The sequence below is a fragment of the Arthrobacter sp. 10L424 genome (assembly GCF_056395325.1).
This window is the reverse complement of record NZ_JBFTJH010000008.1, coordinates 1-23,269: the sequence shown is the minus strand read 5'-3', so window position 1 is coordinate 23,269 and position 23,269 is coordinate 1. Positions and strand designations below refer to the sequence as shown.

General features: G+C 67.6%; 25 protein-coding genes, 1 other RNA gene and 1 riboswitch. Of the genes, 13 read left to right on the top strand and 13 right to left on the bottom strand.

Going from position 1 to position 23,269, the window contains the following annotated elements:
- The first annotated feature begins 3 nt into the window (after positions 1-3).
- The 12 genes from aroA (at position 4) to AC1DC5_RS13940 (ending at position 11,152) form a co-directional block, all read left to right on the top strand.
- Positions 4-1,407, top strand: coding sequence for a 3-phosphoshikimate 1-carboxyvinyltransferase (gene aroA / locus AC1DC5_RS13995; RefSeq protein WP_476865552.1), 1,404 nt, complete (start codon positions 4-6; stop codon positions 1,405-1,407).
- Positions 1,391-2,506, top strand: coding sequence for a ribosome small subunit-dependent GTPase A (gene rsgA, locus AC1DC5_RS13990; RefSeq protein WP_441404606.1), 1,116 nt, complete (start codon positions 1,391-1,393; stop codon positions 2,504-2,506). Before aroA ends, rsgA begins: the two co-directional genes overlap by 17 nt.
- Positions 2,507-2,561: 55 nt before the next feature.
- Positions 2,562-3,374, top strand: coding sequence for a histidinol-phosphatase (gene hisN, locus AC1DC5_RS13985; protein ID WP_476865551.1), 813 nt, complete (start codon positions 2,562-2,564; stop codon positions 3,372-3,374).
- 177 nt (positions 3,375-3,551) lie between these two features.
- Complete coding sequence (locus tag AC1DC5_RS13980) at positions 3,552-5,009, top strand: glutamyl-tRNA reductase (protein ID WP_476865639.1); 1,458 nt, start codon at positions 3,552-3,554, stop codon at positions 5,007-5,009.
- 87 nt (positions 5,010-5,096) lie between these two features.
- A riboswitch (SAM riboswitch) is annotated at positions 5,097-5,210 on the top strand.
- A gap of 34 nt (positions 5,211-5,244) precedes the next feature.
- Complete coding sequence (locus tag AC1DC5_RS13975) at positions 5,245-6,711, top strand: aminotransferase class V-fold PLP-dependent enzyme (protein ID WP_476865550.1); 1,467 nt, start codon at positions 5,245-5,247, stop codon at positions 6,709-6,711.
- A gap of 90 nt (positions 6,712-6,801) precedes the next feature.
- The gene (locus tag AC1DC5_RS13970; protein WP_476865549.1) at positions 6,802-7,560 is read left to right on the top strand and encodes a class I SAM-dependent methyltransferase; all 759 of its coding nucleotides are present in this window, start codon (positions 6,802-6,804) and stop codon (positions 7,558-7,560) included.
- Positions 7,561-7,729: 169 nt separating this feature from the next.
- Entirely contained in the window at positions 7,730-9,016 is a 1,287-nt protein-coding gene (locus AC1DC5_RS13965; protein ID WP_476865548.1) for an Nramp family divalent metal transporter, read from the top strand.
- Positions 9,017-9,032: 16 nt separating this feature from the next.
- On the top strand, positions 9,033-9,746 hold the full coding sequence (locus tag AC1DC5_RS13960) for a metal-dependent transcriptional regulator (protein WP_476865547.1): 714 nt from the start codon (positions 9,033-9,035) through the stop codon (positions 9,744-9,746).
- On the top strand, positions 9,747-10,163 hold the full coding sequence (locus AC1DC5_RS13955; protein WP_441404600.1) for a fluoride efflux transporter FluC: 417 nt from the start codon (positions 9,747-9,749) through the stop codon (positions 10,161-10,163).
- Positions 10,160-10,534, top strand: a complete 375-nt coding sequence (locus AC1DC5_RS13950) for a fluoride efflux transporter FluC (protein WP_476865546.1) — start codon at positions 10,160-10,162, stop codon at positions 10,532-10,534. The genes AC1DC5_RS13955 and AC1DC5_RS13950 overlap by 4 nt, the downstream gene beginning before the upstream one ends.
- A 62-nt stretch (positions 10,535-10,596) precedes the next feature.
- The gene (locus AC1DC5_RS13945) at positions 10,597-10,968 is read left to right on the top strand and encodes a hypothetical protein (protein WP_476865545.1); all 372 of its coding nucleotides are present in this window, start codon (positions 10,597-10,599) and stop codon (positions 10,966-10,968) included.
- Between the two features lie 49 nt (positions 10,969-11,017).
- Positions 11,018-11,152: a hypothetical protein gene (locus AC1DC5_RS13940; RefSeq protein WP_263422131.1), complete on the top strand. Its 135-nt coding sequence runs from the start codon at positions 11,018-11,020 to the stop codon at positions 11,150-11,152.
- Between the two features lie 135 nt (positions 11,153-11,287).
- Here the strand turns inward: AC1DC5_RS13940 and ssrA are convergent.
- From ssrA to AC1DC5_RS13875, 13 genes are all read right to left on the bottom strand, one after another.
- Positions 11,288-11,656, bottom strand: a transfer-messenger RNA (tmRNA) gene (gene ssrA, locus AC1DC5_RS13935).
- A 118-nt stretch (positions 11,657-11,774) separates the two neighbouring features.
- Positions 11,775-12,245, bottom strand: coding sequence for an SsrA-binding protein SmpB (smpB, locus tag AC1DC5_RS13930; protein WP_224047014.1), 471 nt, complete (start codon positions 12,243-12,245; stop codon positions 11,775-11,777).
- A gap of 121 nt (positions 12,246-12,366) precedes the next feature.
- Positions 12,367-13,770, bottom strand: a complete 1,404-nt coding sequence (locus AC1DC5_RS13925) for a peptidoglycan DD-metalloendopeptidase family protein (protein WP_476865544.1) — start codon at positions 13,768-13,770, stop codon at positions 12,367-12,369.
- Positions 13,771-13,795: 25 nt separating this feature from the next.
- Positions 13,796-14,710: a permease-like cell division protein FtsX gene (gene ftsX, locus AC1DC5_RS13920; RefSeq protein WP_441404596.1), complete on the bottom strand. Its 915-nt coding sequence runs from the start codon at positions 14,708-14,710 to the stop codon at positions 13,796-13,798.
- Complete coding sequence (gene ftsE, locus AC1DC5_RS13915; RefSeq protein ID WP_441404595.1) at positions 14,707-15,510, bottom strand: cell division ATP-binding protein FtsE; 804 nt, start codon at positions 15,508-15,510, stop codon at positions 14,707-14,709. The genes ftsX and ftsE overlap by 4 nt, the downstream gene beginning before the upstream one ends.
- Before the next feature lie 216 nt (positions 15,511-15,726).
- The gene (gene prfB, locus AC1DC5_RS13910; RefSeq protein ID WP_476865543.1) at positions 15,727-16,842 is read right to left on the bottom strand and encodes a peptide chain release factor 2; all 1,116 of its coding nucleotides are present in this window, start codon (positions 16,840-16,842) and stop codon (positions 15,727-15,729) included.
- Positions 16,843-16,894: 52 nt separating this feature from the next.
- Entirely contained in the window at positions 16,895-17,305 is a 411-nt protein-coding gene (locus tag AC1DC5_RS13905) for a pilus assembly protein TadG-related protein (protein ID WP_476865542.1), read from the bottom strand.
- 110 nt (positions 17,306-17,415) lie between these two features.
- Positions 17,416-17,859: a hypothetical protein gene (locus AC1DC5_RS13900; protein WP_476865541.1), complete on the bottom strand. Its 444-nt coding sequence runs from the start codon at positions 17,857-17,859 to the stop codon at positions 17,416-17,418.
- Positions 17,840-18,184, bottom strand: a complete 345-nt coding sequence (locus AC1DC5_RS13895; RefSeq protein WP_476865540.1) for a TadE family protein — start codon at positions 18,182-18,184, stop codon at positions 17,840-17,842. The genes AC1DC5_RS13900 and AC1DC5_RS13895 overlap by 20 nt, the downstream gene beginning before the upstream one ends.
- Before the next feature lie 57 nt (positions 18,185-18,241).
- Entirely contained in the window at positions 18,242-18,472 is a 231-nt protein-coding gene (locus tag AC1DC5_RS13890; protein WP_476865638.1) for a hypothetical protein, read from the bottom strand.
- Between the two features lie 100 nt (positions 18,473-18,572).
- The gene (locus AC1DC5_RS13885) at positions 18,573-19,514 is read right to left on the bottom strand and encodes a type II secretion system F family protein (RefSeq protein ID WP_476865539.1); all 942 of its coding nucleotides are present in this window, start codon (positions 19,512-19,514) and stop codon (positions 18,573-18,575) included.
- Positions 19,511-20,368 carry a type II secretion system F family protein gene (locus AC1DC5_RS13880; RefSeq protein ID WP_441404588.1) on the bottom strand — a complete coding sequence of 286 codons (858 nt, stop codon included), beginning with the start codon at positions 20,366-20,368 and terminating at the stop codon, positions 19,511-19,513. The genes AC1DC5_RS13885 and AC1DC5_RS13880 overlap by 4 nt, the downstream gene beginning before the upstream one ends.
- Positions 20,368-21,591 (bottom strand): CpaF family protein, encoded by a 1,224-nt coding sequence (locus AC1DC5_RS13875; protein ID WP_476865538.1) that lies wholly within the window; start codon positions 21,589-21,591, stop codon positions 20,368-20,370. The genes AC1DC5_RS13880 and AC1DC5_RS13875 overlap by 1 nt, the downstream gene beginning before the upstream one ends.
- Before the next feature lie 582 nt (positions 21,592-22,173).
- Between AC1DC5_RS13875 and AC1DC5_RS13870 the strand changes: the two genes are divergently transcribed.
- A partial coding sequence (locus AC1DC5_RS13870; protein ID WP_476865537.1) for a GH25 family lysozyme occupies positions 22,174-23,269 on the top strand: 1,096 nt, incomplete at its 3' end.

Genomic DNA, 23,269 nt, shown 5'->3' with positions numbered 1-23,269 from the left:
GCAATGACCGGCACCACCCCCACCGCAGCCGCCCATCCCCTTCCGGCCGGGACCCCTCCGCTCTGGCGGGCGCCCTTCGCCGAACGGCCCGTTGACGCGACGGTCACCGTGCCGGGCTCGAAGTCCCTGACCAACCGGTACCTCGTGCTGGCGGCTCTCGCCGACGGGCCCTCGCGGCTGCGCGCTCCGCTGCACTCCCGGGATTCGGCCCTGATGATCGAGGCCCTGCGGCAACTCGGCGCCACCATCACCGAGGTTCCGGGCGACGGCGCCTTCGGCCCCGATCTGGCTGTCACGCCCATCAGCACGGAACCCTCCGGGGCTCCGGCCGCGATCGACTGCGGCCTGGCCGGGACGGTCATGCGCTTCGTGCCGCCTGTCGCGGCCCTGCGCCGGGGGGCGTCACTGTTCGACGGCGACCCCCACGCGCGCAAACGCCCGATGGGCACCATCATCGAGGCCCTGGCCGGACTCGGCGTAGCGGTCAGCGCGCCCGATGGCGGATCGGCGTCGTCATTGCCGTTCACCGTCCAGGGCACGGGGGAGGTCCGCGGCGGCCACCTCGTCATCGATGCCAGCGCCTCATCGCAGTTTGTCTCCGCCCTGCTGCTGGCCGGCGCCCGCTTCACTGACGGTCTTCACCTGGAGCACCGCAGCGCCGAAAACCCGGGCAAGCCCGTGCCGAGCCTGGACCACATCAACATGACCGTGGCCGTGCTGCGCGGCGTCGGCGTGAGCGTCGATGACTCCGTTCCGAACCACTGGGTTGTCTCCCCCGGTCCGATCCGCGCCTTTGACCAGCGGATCGAACAGGACCTCTCTAACGCCGGCCCCTTCCTGGCGGCGGCCCTCGCCACCCGCGGGACCGTGCGGATCCCCAACTGGCCCGCAGAGACCACGCAGGTCGGCGACCTCTGGCGCGGCATCCTCACGGCCATGGGTGCCGCCGTCACACTCACGGACGGCACCCTGACGGTCACCGGCGGGGCCGAGATCAAGGGTGCCGACTTCGACGAGACCAGCGAGCTCGCGCCCACCGTGGCAGCACTGTGCGCCCTCGCCACCGGCCCCTCGCGACTGACCGGCATCGCCCATCTCCGCGGGCACGAAACGGACCGGCTCGCCGCCCTCGTGGCCGAGATCAACCGCCTGGGCGGGGATGCCGAGGAGACCGGCGACGGCCTCGTCATCCGCCCGGCGCCGCTGCGCGGCGGCGTCGTCCACAGCTATGCCGACCACCGCATGGCCACGGCGGGCGCCATCCTTGGCCTGGCAGTGCCCGGCGTCGAGGTCGAGGACATCGCGACGACGGCCAAGACCATGCCGGACTTCCCACAACTCTGGGAAGCCATGCTGGCGCAGCGAACCGCAGCAGAGAAGGACTCCGCCGGTGGCACGCAGCACTGATTCCTGGGACGAATCCGACGTCCGGATCCGCCCCAACAAAAAGGGATCCCGGCCCCGTACCAAGGACCGGCCCGCCTATGACGACGCCGTCACCGGCCGGATCATCACCGTGGACCGCGGCCGCTACACCGCCGTCGTCGCCGAAGGCACACCCGAAGAGCGCAAGATCATCGCGGCCCGCGCCCGGGAGCTGCGCCGCAACCCGGTCGTTGCGGGCGACTTCGTCTCCCTTGTCGGGGACGTCAGCGGCGAACCGGACACGCTGGCCAGGCTGGTCAAGATCCAGGACCGCAAGACCCTCCTGCGGCGCAGCGCCGACGACACGGACCCGATCGAGCGCGCCGTCGTCGCCAATGCCGACACGCTGGTGATCGTCGTGGCGGCCGCCAACCCGGAGCCGCGGACCGGCTTCATCGACCGCGCCCTCGTCGCCGCGTACGACGCCGGCATCGAGCCGCTGCTACTGGTCACCAAGGCCGACGTCAAGGATCCCGCGGAACTCCTCTCCAATTACCAGCACCTTGCCTTCCCGGTGATCATCTCCAAGACGGCGGATTCCGCTGCCTCCGGCATCGACGCCCGCTCCGACGACGGCCTGTCCGCGCGCCTGGACAAGGACGCCGTCTCGCAGCTGCGCGGCCACCTCGACGGGAAGGTCACCGTCATGCTGGGCCATTCCGGCGTCGGCAAATCCACCATGGTGAACGCCCTGACCGGCGCCGAGCGCGCCACCGGCGGGGTCAACGCCGTTACTGGACGCGGCCGCCACACGTCGTCCTCCGCCCTGGCCCTCAAGGTCAACGATGCCCCGGCGGGCAGCTGGATCATCGACACCCCGGGCATCCGCTCCTTCGGCCTGGCCCACGTGGACCCGGACCGGATCCTGCGGTCCTTCCCGGACCTCGAGCCCGGCACCGACGACTGCGAGCGGGGCTGCAAGCACGATTCCAGCGCCGTCAACTGCGGAGTGGACGCCTGGGTGGCTGCCGGCCACGCGGGCGAATCCGGCCCGGCCCGGCTCGCCTCGCTCCGCCGCCTGCTGGGGACGGACCCGCGGATGGAAGCACAGGACGTCAAGGAACTGGGCACCGTCTCGTAGCCGGCTGCGGTGCCGCCTACCGCTCCCCCGCCCGCTTTGGCGGTAGTTTGGAACCATGAGTCAACCCGCTTCGAGCTACAACGATGACCTGCGCCTTGCCCATGTACTGGCAGATTCCGTAGATTCCCAGACCATGAGCCGCTTCAAGGCGCTCGACCTTCGGATCGAGACGAAGCCGGACCTCACGCCGGTGACCGACGCCGACAAGTCAGCCGAGGAAGCCATCCGCGGCCAGCTGTCCCGCTCCCGCCCCCGCGACGCCGTGCTCGGCGAGGAATTCGGCAGCTCCGGCCACGGCTCCCGCCGCTGGATCATCGACCCGATTGACGGGACCAAAAACTTCGTCCGCGGCGTCCCCGTCTGGGCCACACTGATCGCCCTTGTCGACGAAGGCGAGCCGGTGGTCGGCGTCGTAAGCGCCCCCGCACTGGGCAAACGCTGGTGGGCCGCCAAGGGCGCCGGAGCCTACATGGGCCGGTCGCTGGCCGCCGCCACCCGGCTGAAGGTCTCCAACGTCTCGGAACTCTCGGACGCCTCCCTGTCCTACTCCAGCCTGGGCGGCTGGAAGCAGCGCGGCAACCTCGACGAGTTCCTCGGCCTCACCGAGGAAGTCTGGCGCACCCGCGCCTACGGGGACTTCTGGTCCTACTGCCTCGTGGCCGAAGGCGCCGTCGACATCGCCTGCGAGCCCGAGCTGAACCTCTACGACATGGCCGCCCTGGTACCCATCGTCACCGAGGCAGGCGGGCGCTTCACCTCCCTGGAAGGCGAAGACGGCCCCTTCGGCGGCAACGCCCTCGCCACCAACTCGATCCTCCACTCCGAGGTCCTCAAGCGCCTCAACCCCGGCCTGGACGACCTGCTCTAGCAACCCGCGGACCCGCCCCAAGGATTCCGCAACCTCCCTGTACGACGCTGTCCAAGACGGCCGGCCTCAGCCGGCCTCAAGGTAGGGCATCTTTTTGGGAGGAGAGCAGCCTTGTCTGACACAGCTCATGCCCGGACTGGCGGCACCGCCGGGATCGGCCCCGTACTACTGGTGCTCATGGCGAAGTACCGGGACCTGGGGCCCGAATCGGCCGCCGCACTGCACGCAGCCGCCACCGGGCTCGCGCCGCAGCTTCTCGCCGGCGGCTCGCCCGTCGCCGCTTCCGTGGTCCTGTCCACCTGCAACCGATTCGAAATCTACTGCGAAGTCCCGTCCGAGGCGGGCCTGGCAGCCGCCCGCACGGACGTCCTCGAGTCGGTCCATCTCGGTTCCGGGCTGCCCACGATCCGCCTTTCGGGCCTCTTCGAGGAACTACGGGGAACTGCGGCCGCGGAACACCTTTTCGCCGTTGCAGCGGGGCTGGATTCCGTCGTCGTGGGTGAACGCGAAGTCGCCGGCCAGGTCCGGCGCGCACTCTCGGACGCGCAGGCCGCCGGAACCACCAGCGGACGGCTGGGCAGGCTGTTCCAGGCCGCATCCCGCACCGCGAAGGACGTGGGGGCACAGACCGCACTCAGCAGCGCGAGCAGATCCATCGCTTCCGTTGCCCTGGACCTTGCCGCCGCCGGAGGCCCGCGGGACGGCACCAAACAGGCCGGAATCGCCGGCGCGTCGGCCGTTCTCTTCGGGACCGGCGCCTACGCCGCGTGCGTCGCGGAGCTGCTCCGGAACCGGAAATGTACCGACATTTCGGTCTTCTCCCACTCCGGCCGCGCGAAGACCTTCGTGGCGGCCAGGGGCGGCACCGCCCTCTCCGCCGGCCAGCTGCCGGCAGCCGTTGCGGGGGCGGACCTCCTCATTGGCTGCAGCGGCTCGGGGGCCCGGCTCGACGCTGCCGCCCTCACCTGGTGGCGTGAGGGTGCGGCCCGTCCGCTCACCATCATCGACCTCGCTCCCAGCCACGATTTCGACCCCCGCGTGGGCGGGCTGCCAGGCGTCGAACTCATCACGCTGGAATCGGTGCACCGCGCTGCTCCCCCGGCGGACGCCGCGGCGCTGCGCCGCGCCCGCGCCCTGGTCCAGCAGGCGGCACGCCACTTCGAGGAAGAGGAAGCCGGGCGCGCCGTGGACACCGCCGTCGTCGCCCTGCGCGAGCACCTCCATCAGGTCCTCCACAGCGAAATGGAACGCGTCAGCAAACAGCATGGCCGGTCTGCCTCGGCTGACGACGTGAACCTCGCCCTCCGGCATCTGATCCGGCGCCTGCTCCATACCCCGACGGTCCGCGGCCGGGAGCTCGCCGCGCTTGGGCGCCAGGACGACTACGCCGCTGCCCTCGATGCCCTGTTCGGCCTCAGCATCTCCACCGGCAGCCAGCGGACCGCCCCGAGCCGGGACGCCGCCCGGCCAGTCCGGGAACCCGCCGAAGAGCCCGCCGAAGCGGTCGCAGCGACGGCAAATCCGGTCTGCGGCGGCACCGCCCGCCCGGGCGCCGGATGCCCGGGAACCTGTTCAACTTTGCAGCTCCTGACGAGGCCCCGGACCGGCATCGCCGCAGCCAGCGCAGCGTGCTAGCGAGTGTGCTAGCGCCCGCGTAACAAACAGCTTCACAATCAGCCAGCACCTTTTCGCGCGGGCGGGGAATGTCCTAGGCTCGAAACAGGTCACGAGTGCCAGCGCTAAACCCCGGTTTGCTGGCCGGCAACCCTCCATTCGCGGCGGGGTGCCCCGGGTGACGACCTGGCCGGTCCGGAACGGACCCGGCAAGCGCGGATCCCCGGTACGTGGGGTCCTTTTCAAGCGAGGTCCCATGACGACTGCCACCATTCCCGCCACCCCCGAACTCCATGCCGTCGCCGGCCAAGCGCATCCCGATGCGCGGTTCGCCATCGCCCGCCGTCCGCTGGCCGCGGTGACGGGCGCCGAGATCCAGGCGCCGCTGATCCGGGGCGGCCACGTCCGCTACGCCAATCTGGACTACGGTGCCTCGGCGCCCGCACTGTCGGTGGTCTCGGCCTACCTCAACGAAATCCTGCCGTTCTACGCCAGCGTCCACCGCGGCGCCGGCTATGCCTCCCAGATCAGCACCTCGGTCTACGAGAACTCCCGCACCATCGTCCGCGATTTCGTGGGCGGCCGCCCGGACGACGCCGTGATCTTCACCCGGAACACCACCGACTCCCTGAACCTGCTGGCCGGCTGCCTGCCCGTCGTCGACGGCGTGCACACCGGCGAGGTTCTCTACCTCGACATCGAACACCATGCCAACCTTCTGCCCTGGCAGCGGGTGCCGCACCGCAGCGTCATCGCCGCGCCCACCCTCGCCGCCACGCTGGAACTGCTCCGCGGGGAACTCGCCCACGGCGGCGTCAGCCTGCTCGCCGTCACCGGCGCCTCCAACGTCACCGGAGAGATCCTGCCGATCCGGGCACTGGCCGCCCTGGCCCACGAATACGGCGCCCGGATCGTCGTCGACGCCGCCCAGCTGGCCCCGCACCGGCGGATCGACATCGCCGCGGACGGCGTCGACTACCTAGCGTTCTCCGGGCACAAGCTCTACGCGCCCTTCGGCGCGGGCGTGCTGGTGGGCCGTCCCGACTGGCTCGACGCCGGCACGCCGCACCTGGCCGGCGGCGGAGCCGTGCAGGACGCCCGGATTGACACGGTCAGCTGGACCACCGGCCCCGCCCGGCATGAAGGCGGCTCTCCCAATGTCCTCGGCGCCGCCACCCTGGCCCGGGCCACCCAGGTCATCGCCGGCCTGGACGTGGAACAGTGGCACGCGCACGAAAACGCCATCCGGTCGTTCCTCGTCGAGGGCCTCGCCCGGATCGACGGCGTGACCGTTCACCAGATCTTCGCGGACAGTGCGTCCTACGACGTGCCGGCAGGCCACGAACCGGGGAACGGGGCCGGCACCGGCACGATCGGCGTCGTCAATTTCTCCGTTGAAGGCTACGACGCGGGCCTGGTGGCGGCGTATCTCTCGGCCGAACACGGCATCGGGCTGCGCGACGGCCGGTTCTGCGCGCACCCCCTGCTCCGTCGGCTCGGGCTGCCCTCCGGCTCGCTGCGGGCCAGCTTCGGAGTCGGGTCCCGGCTGGAGGACGCCCAGCGTCTGCTCGCCGGTATCCAGGAGCTGCGCCAGACCGGCCTCGGCTGGGACTACGTGGTGGACGCGGGAAGGTGGGTTCCGGCCAACGACACCCGCAGCTACCCGCACTGGGCACCCAACACGCCCGGCACTGCCGGCGCGGCCCCCTGCACCCAGGACTGACCGGGCGGGGAACCAACCTGGCATCGCAGCCCCTGCCGCGTGCGGTAAATTCGAAAGGTACCCATCCGGACCTGCCGAAGGAGATCGCACGTGGCACGCGGTGGCCCCAAACTGCACGGGGAACGGCGCCAGGAGCTCGGGCAGAGCTTCCAGGACGGCGGGGAGCACTACGAACGCGTGCGCCCGGGCTACCCCGACGACTCGGCCGACTGGCTGATTCCCGCCGGGGCGAAGGACGCCGCGGACCTGGGCGCCGGCACCGGGAAGTTCACGGCGCTGCTGGCCGGGCGCGGGCTGCACACGGTGGCTGTTGACCCGTCGGCCGACATGTTGGAGCAGCTGCGCAGGACGCTTCCGGGCGTCACCGCCGTCGAGGGTACCGCCGAGCACACGGGTCTGCCCTCCGGGGCTTTCGACGTCGTCACGGTCGCCCAGGCCTGGCACTGGTGCGATCCCGTGCTGGCCAGCACGGAGATCGCCAGGATCCTCCGCCCCCATGGTGTCCTGGGGCTCGTCTGGAACCAGCTGGACACGTCCGTTCCCTGGGTGCACCGGCTCTCGCGGATCATGCATGCCGGCGACGTCCACAAACCCCACTTCAGGCCGCCGCTGGGCCCTGAATTCGGGGGGCTGGAGAGCCACCTCACCCGCTGGGAAGATCCCGTGCGCACCGCCGACATCATGGAGCTGACCAAGTCCCGCAGCTACTACCTTGCAGCCAGCGAAGCGGTCCGCGCCAAGGTCCTGGGCAATCTCGAGTGGTACCTGCACGAACATCTGGGCCACGGCCCTGGCGAAATACTCCCCCTCCCCTACCTGACACAGAGCTGGCGGGCCGTCCGGGCCTGACCCGGCGGGCCCACGGTTTCACGCGCCGGCGTTGCACCGAATCTGCACGCTGGCCTATGGTTTCGGTATGCCTAATAATTGTTTATAGGCAGCTACAAATTATGGGGCGGGCAACAGCGCGCCGCCACCGGCCGCGTTGTCGTGACGCACCTACCCAGGGGAGCCCGCCGTGCTGGAAGTAACAGGACACGAAGCGCCGGCGCCACAGGTACCCGCCCGGCGGAAAAAGGGCGGCCGCCGCGCCATGATCGGCCTTTTGGGCCCTGCGTTCGTCGCCTCGATCGCCTACGTGGATCCCGGCAACGTGGCGGCGAACCTCACAGCCGGCGCCCAGTACGGCTACCTCCTGGTCTGGGTTCTGGTGGCCGCCAACATCATGGCCGTGCTGGTCCAGTACCAGTCCGCCAAGCTCGGAATCGTCACCGGGAAGAGCCTGCCCGAGATCCTCGGTGAGCGGCTCAAGCCGGTCTGGCGCCGCGCGTTCTGGGTCCAGGCCGAGATCGTGGCCGCTGCCACCGACCTGGCCGAAGTGGTCGGCGGGGCGATCGCGCTCTACCTGCTCTTCGGGCTTCCCCTGCCCCTCGGCGCCGTGATCGTCGGCGGCGTCTCCATGCTCCTGCTGGCAGTCCAGGCCCGGAACCGGCAGCGGCCCTTCGAGTTCATCATCATCTTCCTGCTGGGCATCATCACCATCGGGTTCCTGGCCGGCCTCTTCATCAGCCCGCCGGACCCGGCGGGCGTCGCAGCCGGCCTGATCCCGGGCTTCCAGGGTCCGGACACCGTGCTGCTGGCCGCCAGCATGCTCGGCGCCACGGTGATGCCCCACGCCATCTACGTCCATTCGGCCCTTTCCCGGGACCGGCACCGCCCGAACCCGCACCTCCACGTGCCCGCGCCAGCCATGACGCGCCTGGTCAAAGCCACCCGCTGGGACGTCGTGGCGGCCCTCGCCATTGCCGGGATCGTGAACATCGGGATGCTGCTCCTCGCCGCATCGACCCTGGGCGGCGAGGAGGGAACGGACACCATCGAGGGCGCCCACGCCGCGATCACCGCCAACCTGGGTCCGATCGTCGGCGTCATCTTCGCCGTCGGCCTGCTCGCCTCCGGGCTGGCGTCAACCTCCGTGGGCTGCTACGCCGGCGGCTCCATCATGCAGGGCCTGCTCAAGATCCGGATCCCGATGATGACGCGTCGGGTCGTCACCCTCATTCCTGCCGTAGTGCTGCTGAGCATCGGCTTCGATCCCACCTGGGGCCTGGTCCTCAGCCAGGTCGTCCTGAGCTTCGGCATTCCCTTCGTCCTGGTCCCGCTGGTCGTCCTGACCAGCAACAAGGCGCTGATGGGCCGCTTCGCGGACGGAATGGCACTCCGCGTTGCCGCCATCACCGCCGTGGTCCTGGTGGTCGCACTCAACCTCGTCCTGCTGTGGCTGACCTTCTCCGGCGCCGCCTGACGGTAGGCTGGACGGTGTGAAGACCAGCCTGCCATCCTCCTCGATCGAGGACTACGTCAAGGTCATCTACTCCTTTACGGAGTGGCAGGACAAGCCCATCACCTCCACCCAGCTGGCCCAGCGCCTCGGCGTCGCCAACTCTTCGGTCTCCGAGATGGTCCGCAAACTCAAGGACCAGGGCCTGGTGGACCACCAGCCCTACAGCGCCATCACGCTGACGGCCGACGGCGTCCGGCTGGCGCTGTCCATGGTCCGGCGGCACCGCCTCATCGAGACGTTCCTCGTGCGGGAGCTCGGCTACCGCTGGGACGAGGTCCACGATGAAGCCGAACTCCTGGAACATGCCGTCTCCGACACCTTCATCGAACGGATGGCTGCGAAGCTCGGAAACCCGGTGCGGGATCCGCACGGCGATCCGATCCCGGCCGCTGACGGCTCCGTGGAGATGCCTGCGGCCCACCGGATGAGCGAGCTCGACGACGGCCACACCGGCCTGATCACCCGCATCAGCGACGACAACCCCGAGCTGCTGCGCTACCTTTCCGCCGAGAAGATCGCGCTGGACGCCGACGTCGAGGTGCTGGGCAGGAAGCCCTTCGGCGGTGCCCTGGTGGTACGCATCGGCTCCGGCGGGACCCGGCGCGAATTCGACCTGGCCGAGGAAGTAGCCTCCGCGCTCTGGGTCCACAGCGAGACGACCCATCCCGGCTGCCGCCTCGAACGGCGCTGAATGCGGGCTGGACTGCCGGGCTGGCGCGCCTGGGCCGCCGTCGCCGTCGGCGGCCTGATCGGAACGGAACTGCGCTACGGGGCCGGGCTGCTGTTCCCGGAGGCGGCGGGGAGCGTCCCGTGGACCACCCTGGTGATCAACGTCGTCGGAAGTTTTGTCCTCGCGTCCCTCACCACCGTCTGGATCGCACGGCCAAAGACCGCCTTTTGGCTGCGGGCCGGCCTCGGCCCCGGGCTGCTGGGTTCGTTCACGACCTTTTCGGCGGTGGTGTTCTCCCTTGACCAGCTGTACCGTGGCGGCTTCCATGCCAGCTGGCTGGCCTACCTCGGGCTCTCCCTCGTCCTGGGACTCGGCGCAGCAGCCGCCGGATGGAAGACCGGCAAGGCCCTGGCCGACCTCACCGGCAAGGCATCATGATCACCGCCGCCCTGGTGGGGGTCTTCGGCGTCGCGGGCGCCCTGCTGCGCTTCGCCGTCGACTCCTGGTTCGCGCACCACCCGGGGCGCCATCCGCACTGGCCGTGGGCGACCCTCGCGGTCAACGTCGCCGGCTCCTTCATCATCGGCGCGGCCGTGGGGCTGACGGTCCGGCTGGGGCTGGGGGCAGAGTGGCAGGCCGGTCTCGCGACCGGGCTCGCGGGCGGCCTGACCACCTTCAGTTCCTGGACCACCGCCACGGTGCGGCTGGTGAGCGAGACGCGGTACCGCGCGGCCGCCGCCAACATTGCCGCCAACCTGATCGCCGGCCTGGCCGCGGCAGCGCTCGGGCTGGCCGTCACCGGCCTGTGACGGGCGTAACGCAGGCCTTTCGCGGGCAGTTCGAGGTCCCTCCCATCCCGTATCTTTGAAGGATGGTTACCCGACGTGAAGCAGCCCAGATCCTCGACATTCCGCTGGAGATGGCCCACCGTCACAGTATCCCGCCCCGGCTCAGCGACGCCGAGCTCGGCGAACTCCTGGACAACCCGCCGGCGTGGCTGGTGCAGTCCAAGGCCAACCGGACCGGCAAACGCCCGGTCTGGGTCCAGCTGACGTGTGCGGTCTGCGGATTCTCCGAGGCTGCCCGGCCGAAGAAGTGGTGGCCGGACTTCACTTATGTGTGCTGTGCGCACCACGCCCCGTACGAGGTTCCCGGCGTCGGCGCCGGGCTGGTCCGCAGCGAGTATGAGGGTGTGGGCAGCAGGTTCGTCGGCATCGTGGACGTCGCGGTACCTGAGGCGTAACTTAGTACCACGGGGCCATCCCGGCCCCCTGCTGTTAGGGAGCGCCCACATGCCTGACAAAACGCCGCACCGGAGCGCGGTCAAGAAACCCGTGAAGACCATCAAGGAAAAACGGGCCGAGAAGAAGTCCAAGAACGTCGCAGAGACGCACTCGGACCCCGTTGCCCACATCAAGAAGCGCTGAACGCACTCGGATGAGCGCCGCCCGCCAGCCGGGCCGCTTCTGCCAACAACCGGGCAAAGCAAAAGGCCGGAAGCTGAAGCTTCCGGCCTTTTGTGTGGGACTCTACGGGGTGGAGCACCGTTTCCGGGGCTCCGATGGTGGAGATGGGGGGAATTGAACCCCCGTCCGATGTCGTGTTGTCAGGGCTTCTCCGGGCGCAGTTTGCGTCGGATTTTCTCGGCCCCGGCCATGCTGCAAACAGCTGGCCGATCCGGGCCCAGTCATCTAAGAGTCCCGTTCACCCCGATGACGGAGGTAAACAGCAGTGGCTATCTAAATGACGCCAGGATCCGGGGCAATAGCAACCTCGGGCTGACGGACTGTCTTACTGCTTAGGCAGCGAGAGCGAAGTCAGTGCGTTTTGATTCGGCACTTATTGGTTTGCAGACAGCGTTTACGAGATAATTCTGCATCCTCGGCCCGCTTCACCTGTCGCGACTAACATCGTCGAAACCGATCATCCCCGTATTTTTTTATCAACTATCTTTTTTCAACCCGGACTGGACACTTACGAGTCCATCCCGGACTACCAATCATAACGCAAGGCCCACCGGATTCATTCCCTGGCCGGTCCGGCGGTTCGTCAGCGCCGGTTCCGCTCGCGCATGACGCGCAGGGCCTCGCGCTTGTCCTGCTGCTCGCGCAGCGTCTGTCGCTTGTCGTATTCCTTCTTGCCGCGGGCGACGCCGATCTCCACTTTCGCCCGGCCGTCGACGAAGTACAGCTGCAGCGGGACGATGGTGAAGCCCGATTCGCGGATTTTGTGCGAGATCTTGGTGAGTTCATCGCGGTGCAGCAGCAGCTTCCGACGGCGGCGTGCGGCGTGGTTGGTCCAGCTCCCCTGGTGGTATTCGGGGATATGGATGCCCTCCATCCACAGCTCGTCGTTGTAGAACGTGCAGAAGCCGTCCACCATGGAGGCGTGTCCCTCGCGGAGGGACTTCACTTCCGTCCCCATGAGGGCAATGCCGGCCTCGTAGGTGTCGAGGATGAGGTAGTCGTGCCGGGCCTTGCGGTTGGTGGCCACTACCTTACGGCCACTTTCTTTCGGCACGGTAGAACTCCTTGGATCGAGGGGAGGCCCTATACCGGATCGGTGCAGGACCGGGACGGAGGGCTTCCTCCAGTTTACGGCAGGGCCGCGGTCCGGCCGGAGCGCTTCCGCTCCGGGCGGATCAGAGCAGGCCCATCGGGTCAACGGCCCGGCTGTTGAGCCAGGTCTCGAAGTGCGAGTGGCAGCCGGTCGAGTTGCCCGTGGTTCCCGAGTAGGCGATCAGCTGTCCCTGGCTGACCTGCTGCCCGGGCGATACCGTAACGCTGACGTTGTGGTAGTAGATCGTTGTCAGGGAGTTGCCCTGGACAACGCCGTGCGAGATCTTGACGTTGTTGCCGCCGCCGTCGTTGGCCCATCCCGCGGAGTACACTGTGCCTGCCGCCGCGGCGTAGACGGGGGTGCCGCAGGCCGCGGCAAAGTCGATGCCGGTGTGCATGTAGCCGCCCTGGCCGTAGAAGTCGATGGTGCCCGGCGGCGTCGCGCGCCAACCGAAGCCCGAGCTGATCCGGACGCCGTTGAAGGGGCTCCGGAGGCCGAACGCGGACGGGTTCCCTGGCGGGGCGGGCACATACGGGGGCTTAGCCTGGCCCTGGGCGCGGGCCGCGGCTGCGGCTGCCTCCGCGATGCGCCGCTGCTCGGCTTCCCAGGCTTCGCGCAGCTTGCGGTCGCGTTCGGCGATTTCAGCCGCGACAGCGTCCTGCTGGGCCTTGACCTGGGCGAGCTGATTTTGGATTCCCGGCTTGGCTGCCTGGAGTTCGGCGTCGAGCCGGGTGGTGTCGGCGATGAGCTTGTCCACCTGGGCCTTCTGGGCCTCCGCCTCGTCGCGGGCGGCCTGTTCGCGTGCCAGCGCGGCGTCGGCCTTGGCCTTAAGATCCTTGATCTCGGCTTCCACGGCTTCGAGCCGGGCCCGGGAGTTGATGTTGGTGGCGTTCTGCTGGGTGAGTTTGTCCATCGCGGAGTTCTGGCTGCGCATCGCCTGGTCGGCCAGGTCGATGGTATCCGTGAGGCTGCCGCCGTTGTTGGAGCCGAAGAACAGCGAGAGATTGGACGGCACACCGCCGGACTTGTAGGCCTGGGTGGCGATCTGGCCGATCAGCTTCTTGGTGTCGGCAATTTTCTGCTGGTCCGTCTCGAGCTGTTGGGTGATCTTGGCCTTGTTCTGCTGCGCAAGGTCCACGCGGGCTGCGAGGGCCTCGGCTTCCTTGACCGCACTCGCGACGCGCCCCTGGGCGTCCAGCAGGGCCTGCTGGGCACCGGGAAGCTGGCCCTGGTAGAGGACCAGGTCCGAGGCGGCCTGGGCGATACGGGAGTCCACGAATTCGAGGGAATGCTGGACCCGGGCCGCCTCGTCGCGGAGGGTGGCCTGCTGGTCCTCAAGGTTGTCGGCGAACGCCACCGGGGTAGACGCGCCCATGCTCGCCGCCAGGACGAGCGCTAGCGTGGCGCTGACGAGGCGGCTGCGGCGGCCAGCCACGCGGAGCCGGGCCGGGCCCGGTTTCGGGGCGGGTCGTTGCAGCGATGTCATGGACGTTCCTTTTTCGTTAAGCACGCTAGACCTTCAAGTATCGACGTAGCGTCAGGAGAGATGATACCCCTGCCAGCAAAATGCCCAGGCCGATCAGTGCCGGTGCAAGAATCAGCGTCTGACCTGCGGAGATGAAGGCGGTGTCGGGATACTGCCTGGACAGATAACCGCCGAGGAAAAAGTGCGCCACGGCCCACAGCGTTCCGGACGCCAGCGCCGCGCCAATCACGGCGGCAATTACACCCTCGAGGATGAACGGCAGCTGGATCACCATCTTCGACGCCCCGACGAGGCGCATGATCCCCGTCTCCCGGCGCCGGCTGAAGGCCGAGAGCCGGATCGTGGTGGCAATGAGCAGGATGGCACAGATGATCATGACGCCGGCGACGCTCACGGCCACGAGGGAGGCCGCGTTCATGACGGAAAAGAGCCGTTCCAGGAGCTGGCGCTGGTCGATCACGGTTTCGACGCCGGCCTGCGAGGAGAAGGTTTCGCTGATGATCTGGTACTTCTCCGGGTCCTTCATGTTGATCCGGAAGGAGGCGGGAAGCTGGTCCGGCGTCACCGAGTCGACGATCGGGGAATTGGAGAACTGTTCCTTGAAGTGCTTGTAGGCGTCGTCCTTGGACTCGAACTGGAAGTCGTTGACGTACTGGGCAACCGCGGGCGACTCCAGAACCTTGCGCAGGTTTTCCTGCTGCTCCGCAGTGGCGGGGCCGGTGGCGCACCCGGCCGCCGTCGAACCGTCGCTGCAGAGGAAGATAGCGACCTGGACTTTGTCGTACCAGTAGCCCTTCATCTGGTTGATCTGGAGCTGGAGCATGCCGGCGGCGCCTACGAAGGTCAGCGACACGAACGTCACAAGGATGACCGAGACCACCATGGACAGGTTGCGGCGCAGGCCGCTGCCGATCTCGGCGAGGACGAATTGGAGCCTCACAGCTGGGCCTCCCCTGCGGCGCGGGCTTCGGCGCGGGTGGTGGCTGCCGGGGCAGCGGACTGGGGATCCCGGCCGCTCGCATCCCGCAGCCGGCGGGACTGGCCCACGACTGGAATCATGGACGTGTAGAGTGCCTTGGCTTCGTCCCGGATGATGACGCCGTTGCGGAGTTCGACGACGCGTTTGCGCATCTCGTTGACGATGTCGTCGTCGTGGGTGGCCATGACCACAGTGGTGCCGTTCTGATTGATCTTGTCCAGCACACCCATGATGCCCATGGACGTAGTGGGGTCCAGGTTGCCGGTGGGCTCGTCCGCGAGCAGGATGCCGGGGCGGTTGACGACGGCGCGGGCGATCGCCACGCGCTGCTGCTCGCCGCCGGACAGTTCGTGCGGGAGGCGGTTTTCCTTGCCTTCGAGGCCGACGGTCTTGAGGACCTCGGGCACGGTGTCGCGGATGACGCTGCGGCTCTTGCCGATGACCTGCATGGCGAAGGCGACGTTGGCGAACACGGTTTTCTGCGGCAGCAGGCGGAAGTCCTGGAACACGACGCCGATCCCTCGGCGGAGCCTGGGCACGCGCCAGCTGGAAATATTCGCCACGTTCTGGCCGGCCACATACACGGCGCCGGAGGATGCGCGGTCCTCTTTAAGGACGAGGCGCAGGAACGTCGATTTGCCGGAACCCGAGGCTCCGACGAGGAAGGCGAATTCGCCGCGGTCGATCTCAAGGTTGATGGAGTCCAGCGCGGGTCGCGCCTTCTGGTCATAGACCTTGGTGACATTTTCGAAACGGATCATGGCCCTAGAACCCTGCAGGACGGGGACGGTAGGGCCCAGTTCTGCTGCCGGCGCGCGGGCTTTCTAGTGGGGGAAGTAGAGCTCCGGCTTCTCGACTATACGCACGGGCCCGGGCGGAACCGGCTGAGCACGGGGGCGTGTCGCAGGATTAGACCCGCGGGGCGGATGTGACGCAAGAGGCGGATGGGGCTGGTTGCCTGTGCCTACTGGTTGCGTCTACTTGTCCGCGTTGCGGTTGTCGGTCCGCCAGCGGATGCCGGCGTCGATGAAGTCGTCGATCTCGCCGTCGAAGACGGCCGAGGTGTTGCCGACCTCGTGCTCGGTGCGGAGGTCCTTGACCATCTGGTACGGGTTCAGGACGTAGGAGCGCATCTGGTCGCCCCATGAGGCTTTGACGTCGCCGGCGAACGCCTTCTTCTCGGCGTCCTCCTGTTCCTTCTTCAGCAGCAGCAGCCGGGACTGCAGCACCCGCAGGGCGGCGGCACGGTTCTGCAGCTGCGATTTTTCGTTCTGCATCGAGACCACGGTGCCGGTGGGGATGTGGGTCAGGCGCACGGCGGAGTCCGTGGTGTTGACGGACTGGCCGCCCGGGCCCGAGGACCGGAAGACGTCGACGCGGATCTCGTTGTCCGGGATGTCGATGGAGTCAGTCTGCTCGATCAGCGGGATGACTTCGACGGCGGCGAACGAGGTCTGGCGGCGGCCCTGGTTGTCGAACGGGCTGATCCGGACCAGGCGGTGCGTGCCGGCCTCGACGCTGAGCGTGCCGTAGGCGTAGGGGGCCTTGACCTCGAAGGTGGCGGACTTGAGCCCGGCTTCCTCGGCGTAGGAGGTGTCCATGATGGTGGTCGGGTATCCGTGGCGTTCTGCCCAGCGCAGGTACATCCGCATCAGCATTTCGGCGAAGTCGGCGGCGTCCACTCCCCCGGCGCCGGCGCGGATCGTGACGACCGCCTCGCGCTCGTCGAACTCGCCGGAAAGCAGGGTCACGACCTCGAGGTCCTTCAGCGCCTTGCGGATCGACTCCAGTTCGGCCGCGGCCTCACCCATGGAGTCGGCGTCGTCCTCGTCCTGGCCCAGCTCCACGAGGACTTCCAGGTCGTCGATCCGGGACGTGAGGGAGTTCAGGCGGGCCAGTTCGGACTGGCGATGCGAGAGCCTCGACGTGATCACCTGGGCGGCCGCGGGATCGTCCCACAGATTCGGTTCGCCGGCCCGTTCGCTGAGCTCGGCGATGTCTTCCTTCAGCGCCTCAACGTTCGAAACGTTCTCGATCGAGGTGTACGTGGCGCGCAGGGCGCGGATTTCTGCGGGAAAATCAATGTTTGCCATGGTTTTTTAAGCCTACGCTATCCGTGCGAGCCGCCCGGACCCGGCCCGGGGCTCACCGCGTGAGCCGGGAACGCGCCGTCGAACTCGCCTCGATCCTGATCCCGTCAGGAACCAGGAAATTGACCACGGGCGGGTGGACGGCGGCGCTGAGCACCACGACGGCGGTGGAGCCGTCCGGGCTGCCCGTTCCCGGCCCGATGCTGAGGCCGCTGAACCGGGTGTAGGAGCTGCTGCGGTCCAGGAAGTCGACGGCGGCGCCCCGCACCCGGGCGCCGGTGAGGACGGCGGTGGGGCTGCCGCCGGCGGTCTCAAGCTGTCCCAGCGTGAAACTGTCCGCGGCGGCCACGGAGGCTCCGTCGGCCAGCGACAGGAGCTTCTTGTGTTCGATGTAGACGCTCGAGGCGGCGGTGACAACGGTGGCCAGCAGCAGGGCGAGCAGCACGTAGCCGATGATCAGCACCATGAGTTGCCCGTCCTCGTCGTTGTCCTGGCCCCGGCGTGGTCGACCGGTGCCCGGTTCTTGCCGCGGACGCCGCCCGGGGCGCTGCCCGGGACCCTGCTTTGGGGGACGACTCATCGGAAGCGGCCCACCAGTTGCGTGGCGGAGGCGCTGAGTTGCCCCGCGTTCAGATTCAGTGCCTCGCTGAACGGGACCAACGGCAGCGGCACCGTGAGATGGACGGTGACCGTCACGGCCGAGCCGGCGGCCATGCAGTCTGCCGGGGCGCAACTCGTTTCGACCCGGGCGCCTGCCGCGGAGTGCCCGTGGTCGGCGAGCGCCAGAAGGACGGCCTGCTCTGCGGCTGCCCGACCGCCGGCGGCGTCGGTTTGGGCGACGAAGACCCTGGCGGCCTGGTCCGCGGCGCCGACGACCGCGAAGGAACCGCCTTGGAGCTGGCTCATGGTGATGATGAAGTAGACCAGCGGCACCATCAGCAGCAGTGAGAGGAACGTGAATTCGACGACGGCGCTTCCCCGCTCGGCGTCGCCGCCGCCGTTAGGGCTGGATGGCCGCATGCCCCTTCACCTCCAGGACTGCGCGGGGACCGATCAGCCCGATCACGGGCAGAGGCGCGCGGACGGTGACCTCCAGGGTCCGGACGCCCTGGTACGTGGCCTCGGCGGTCGTCACGTCTGTGGCGAACTCCTGGTTGAGCGCGACCCCAATCAGCTGCGCAGTCCGATCTTTGGCGTCCCCGGCGCCGCGGTCCGCGAGGGTCCCGTACCTGGCGCCCGAGGCCGCGGCGTCGATCAACGTGTTCCGGACGTGGAGGACCAGGGTGAGCTGGATGATGGCGAGGAAGAACAGCGTCAGCAGTCCGCCCACAAGGACGAAGTCCACCACCGCCGAGCCCCGCTCGTCAGTTCTGCCCCAGCCTCTGCCGGGCAGCCGCACGTGCTACTGCCCGACCTTGTCCATGGCCTGGTTGAACAGTCCTTCCAGGGCGGGGCCGGCAAGCGCGAGCAGGGCTGCTACGAGGACGGCCGACATCAAGGTGATCATCACCCAGCCCGGCACATCGCCCCGCTCGGGGTGATCACCGGCCTGCTCAGGTCCCGTGACCTCGTGTGCCGCGGAAAATCTGGCAAGTCCGGGCACAAGGTTGATGCTGCAGAGCCATAGCGCCATGCGGTTTGGGATCTGTTTCACTTTCTCCCCTTTGTCGGTTCGGTTGTCATCGTCTGTTTTCTTGCGGTTCCTTTTGCCCCTTTTACAAAGCCGCGCTGATCTACAAACCCATGCTGATCGCGGCCAGGCCAGGGTAGACGGCGAACAAGACTGTCAGCGGAAGAACGCCAAAGACGACGGGCACCATCATTGCGATTTCCTTCTTTCCGGCGGACTCCATCAGGTCGCGCTTAGACGTGTCCCGCACGTCCTGGGCCTGTGCCCTCAGCACATCGGCGAGAGGCGTTCCCCGTTCGACCGCCACGATCAGACCGTCCACGAAGCGGAGCAACGGACCAAGCTCCGTCCGTGACGAGAACTCCTGCAGGGCTTCCACGAGCGGCTTCCCTGCCCGGGTCTCCGCCAGGACGCGGGTGAAGTCCTTCGACAGCTCACCCCGGGCGCTGCGGCACACCCTGTCCAGCGCGCCCGTGGCACTTTCACCTGCACTCACCGCGAGTGCCATGAGCTCGGCAATGCTGGGGAACTCCGCCATCATGCGCGCTTCGCGCTTCCTGACCTTGGCGCCCAGCAGGTAGTCCCGCAGCATGAAACCACCGGCCGCGCCGCCCAGCACCAGCACGACGGCCAGGAGGGGACTGAACCGTCCGGCCGCGCCGAAAAGAACGACGGCTCCGACCGCAAGGACAAATCCGGCCGCGCCCCAGAGAAGCTGCTCTGCCCGGAAGTCGGCCGGTGACTTGCCGCTCCCGGATCTGGCCAGACGACGGTTCAACGCGGAGGAACCCGGACTAAGTCTCCCCAGCCGCGTCACGGCGTCGCCGATGACCGGACGCAGAATCCTCTCCAGGGGTCCGAAAGGAGTGATGTTTCCCGGTACGGTCCGCAGGAGCCGGGATTCCACGTTATGGGACTTCAGCTGAGGGGCGATGCGTTCAACAAACGTAGCCGGGCGCATAAATGGCAGCCTGACCATCAACAGCCAGGCGCCGCTGCCGAGGACGAGTCCGCAGGCCACTGCCGCCGCCGTCAGCCCGGTCACCGGAGCACCCTCTCATCGGCCGGCAGCGCACCAATGCGCAACATGACGGCATAGGAGATCAGGGAAACCGCCAGCCCGCCAAGCAGGACGGCGGCCCCGACGGGTGTGTTGTATGCAGCCACCGCTTCGGGCCTGCTTGCCAGCAGCACCAGGACTATCCAGGGCGCTGCCACCGCAAGCCGGGCGGCGTTGACGGTCCAGGATTGACGCGCCTCCAGCTCGCTTCTGGTGCGGGCGCTCTCCCGCAGAAATTCCGCCAGGGTGCCCAACAAGCGGCCGAGATCCGAGCCGCCAACCTCCCTGGTCAGCCGGAGGGCCTCGATGATCCGGTCGGCCACGGGATCCGCCAGCCGGTCCTTCAGGCGGGTCAGTGAAGGATCGAACTGCCCTCCCGAACGGTAGTCGGAGCCAAAATCGCGGAACACCTGGCGGAGTTCCTCCGGACCCTTGTCACCCAGCTGTATGAGTGCCTCCGGGAGCGACAGACCGGCCCGGATCGCCGACCGCAGGTGGTCGACGACGTCGGGCCAGAGCTGGCGCAGCACTGCGGAGCGCTTCCGCGCGCGCCATTTCACGATGGCCATGGGAAGCCAGCCCCCGAACAGGCCAAAGCAGCCCGCGATCGGCCAGGACCTGGTCACGGCAAAAAAGACGAGGGTTGTGAAGACTCCGACGCCGAGGCAGCTTGCCAGCAGGCCGGGGCCGCTGACCTTCTCGATTCCTGCGGTCCGCAGCAGGTCCTCCAGACGTCTGGTCTTGGAAGGACTGGCACTGGCAGCGTTGGGTTGTTCCCAGGCAGACCACCAGACCAGCAGGAGCCCCGCACCGGCAAGCATGCCGAGCATCGCGGCCATCAGCGCGGCTCCAGCAGTGCCGCGACGTCATAACCGGAACGGGCGAACTTCTCGGCGGCCGGCATCGAGTTGGCCTTGGGTTGCAGCTGTCCGTCCGAGAGCGCGAAGACCATGGAGGACTCGATGATGCCGTTTTCCACTCGACGGCCCAAGGACAGGATCTCCGTCACCTCTCTCCGTCCGCTGGCATGGCGGGCACAGTGGACCACAAGATCAATGCAGGAAGCGACCGTCGGCACGACGAAGGCGCTCGAGATGTTCTCGCCTGCCAGCAACGGGAGAGTGCAGATCTTGGTGACGGCGTCGTGGGACGAATTGGCGTGGACGGTGCACATGCCGGGCATGCCTGAATTTAAGGCGATCAGCATGTCCAGGCTCTCGGCCTCGCGGACCTCGCCCACCACCAACCGGTCAGGGCGCATGCGCAGGGCCTCCTTGACCAGCCTGCGCATGGGAATTTCGCCTTCACCTTCCAGATTGGGCTGCCGGCACTGCAGCCCCACGACGTCCCGCAGCGGAAACTGCAACTCAAAGATTTCCTCGACGGTGATGACGCGCTCGCGGGTCCCGATGCTCGCCGCCAGACAGTTGAGCATGGTGGTCTTGCCCGCCTGGGTTGCGCCGGAGACCAGGATGTTGAGGCCGCTGGCCACGGCCGCGCCGAGGAACCGGGCTGCCTGCGGTGTCAGCGTGCCCAGTTCCACGAGATGTTCGAGCCTGCTGGCTTTCACGACGAACTTGCGGATGTTGATGGCCCAGTGACGCCGCGTCACGTCCGGAATCACGACGTGCAGCCGGGAACCGTCCGGAAGGGCGGCATCGACGAAGGGGGAGGACATGTCGAGCCGGCGTCCGGAACTCTTGAGCATCCGTTCCACAAGGTCCCGGACTTGCTGGTCGGTGAGGGAAACCGAGGTCAGCTCGGATTCGCCGTTCCGGGCCACGTAGATCTCGTTCGGAGCGTTGAGCCAGATTTCCTCGATGGCCGGGTCGTCGAGCAGCGGCTGGAGAGCCCCGAACCCGGCTACTGCGTCGAAGACGAACCGCCTGGCTGTCTCCAGCGGACCGATTGGCGGGAGGGGGCCCAGCAGGGCCCGCTCGTCGTAATCCATGACGGCTGCCTCGACAAGGCGGCGAACTTCACCGGCCTGCCTCAACGGGTCGAGGCCACGCCGTCGAATCAGCTCGCGGACTTCGTCCTCGACAATGCGTACAGCCTCCACAGTGGCCCCCAATATGACTGCTTGCCCAGTCCCCGGGGCGCTGCAATTGGGTTAAACCTAAGGTTGGGCGGGCCACGGGACAAGGCCTGGCCGGGCTGTATGTGGAAAACCCCCATCCGGATTCATAACAATTATCACACTAGTAACACCAGAAACTCTGGTTCACCCTAGTAGGCGATGTTAGGGTGGGCGCGACAAGTCAGACATTCTCACATCGCGGACAGCTTTGCATTGCTCAGCCCGGGTGCGAGACCACCATGACGCGGCCACCATCGTGTCATTGTTCCGGAGCGGCAAATGAAGCGGACCCTACTTCCCCCCAACAGTCACCTCCAGAGCCGGGCTGGAGCCGCGCTTCTGGCCACCGCTCTGTTGGCGGGTGCAGGGCTGGCTGCTCCGGCGGGTGCCGTCGAGCCCTCACCGAGCACCTCGGCGACTCCTACCGGTACCTGGTCACCTTCACCGTCCGCAACGGCATACCCGTCACCCGCAGCGACCAGCGCACCCTCAACGATTACCCCTGAAATCCAGCAGAGCCCTTCCGCAACAACGACGGGGGCGCCAGCAGACTACAGGTCCGTGATGGCAGCGGCTGCCGGTCCGGGCGGTGCCGAGATGGGCCATGGCGCCACCGGTGGTACCCCCGCAAAAACGGAGTCGCTGGCCACGGAAGGGACCTGGACCCCAACGTTTGGCGTCCAGGGCCTGGACGTGAGTTACTACCAAGCAGGCGTCAATTGGCAGGAGCAGTGGAACATGGGTGCCCGCTTCGCCTATATCAAGGCCACTGAAGGCAATTACTATTCGAGTCCGTCCTTCGCTTCCCAATACCAAGGTGCCCGGAACGCAGGCATGATCCGGGGCGCCTATCATTTTGCCAACCCCATGGCGTCCTCGGGAGCGGACCAAGCCAGAATCTTCGTCCAGGGCGGTGGCCGCTGGTCCGCTGACGGTTATACGCTGCCGCCGGTTCTCGACTTAGAGACGAACCCGTATGCGGGACGGACTATCAATGGCTTCTATCAGGGAAACACCTGTTACGACATGTCTGCCGGCCAGTTAGCAGGCTGGGCGCGCGACTTCGGCAATACGATGCTGTCCCTGACGGGCCGGATGCCGGTCATCTATACCAACACTTCGTGGTGGAAACAGTGCGTCGGTGACGCAGCCGGATTTGGCGACTTCCCGCTGTGGACCGCCTACTGGCCCAGTTCAGCCAGCAACTACGCCGGCCCCCTACCATCGAGCTGGTCGAGCTACACCTTCTGGCAGTACAGCGAGTCCGGCCCTTTCGCCGGAGATTCCAATGTCTGGAACGGGAGCTACGCAGAGTTGAGTGCTTTCGCCAACGCCGGAATTCCGCAAGCCGCTGTTAGGGCGATTGCTGATCTGGCGGCTGTTTCTCCGGGGCTGGGACGGGCCGTGACCGGTTTGAAGACCGGCGTGAACGGAGGGGTGTCCCAGGGCTACCAAAACGGTGCGATCTACTGGACCGCAGCCAACGGCGCCCGCATCTCATCCGGTGTCATCCGCGACGCCTGGGGCGCCCAAGGCTGGGAATCCGGGCCCCTCGGCTACCCCACCACCGACATACGGACCGCCGCGAACGGAGCCAAATCCCAGGGCTACCAAAACGGTGCGATCTACTGGACCGCAGCGACCGGCGCCCAAATCTCTC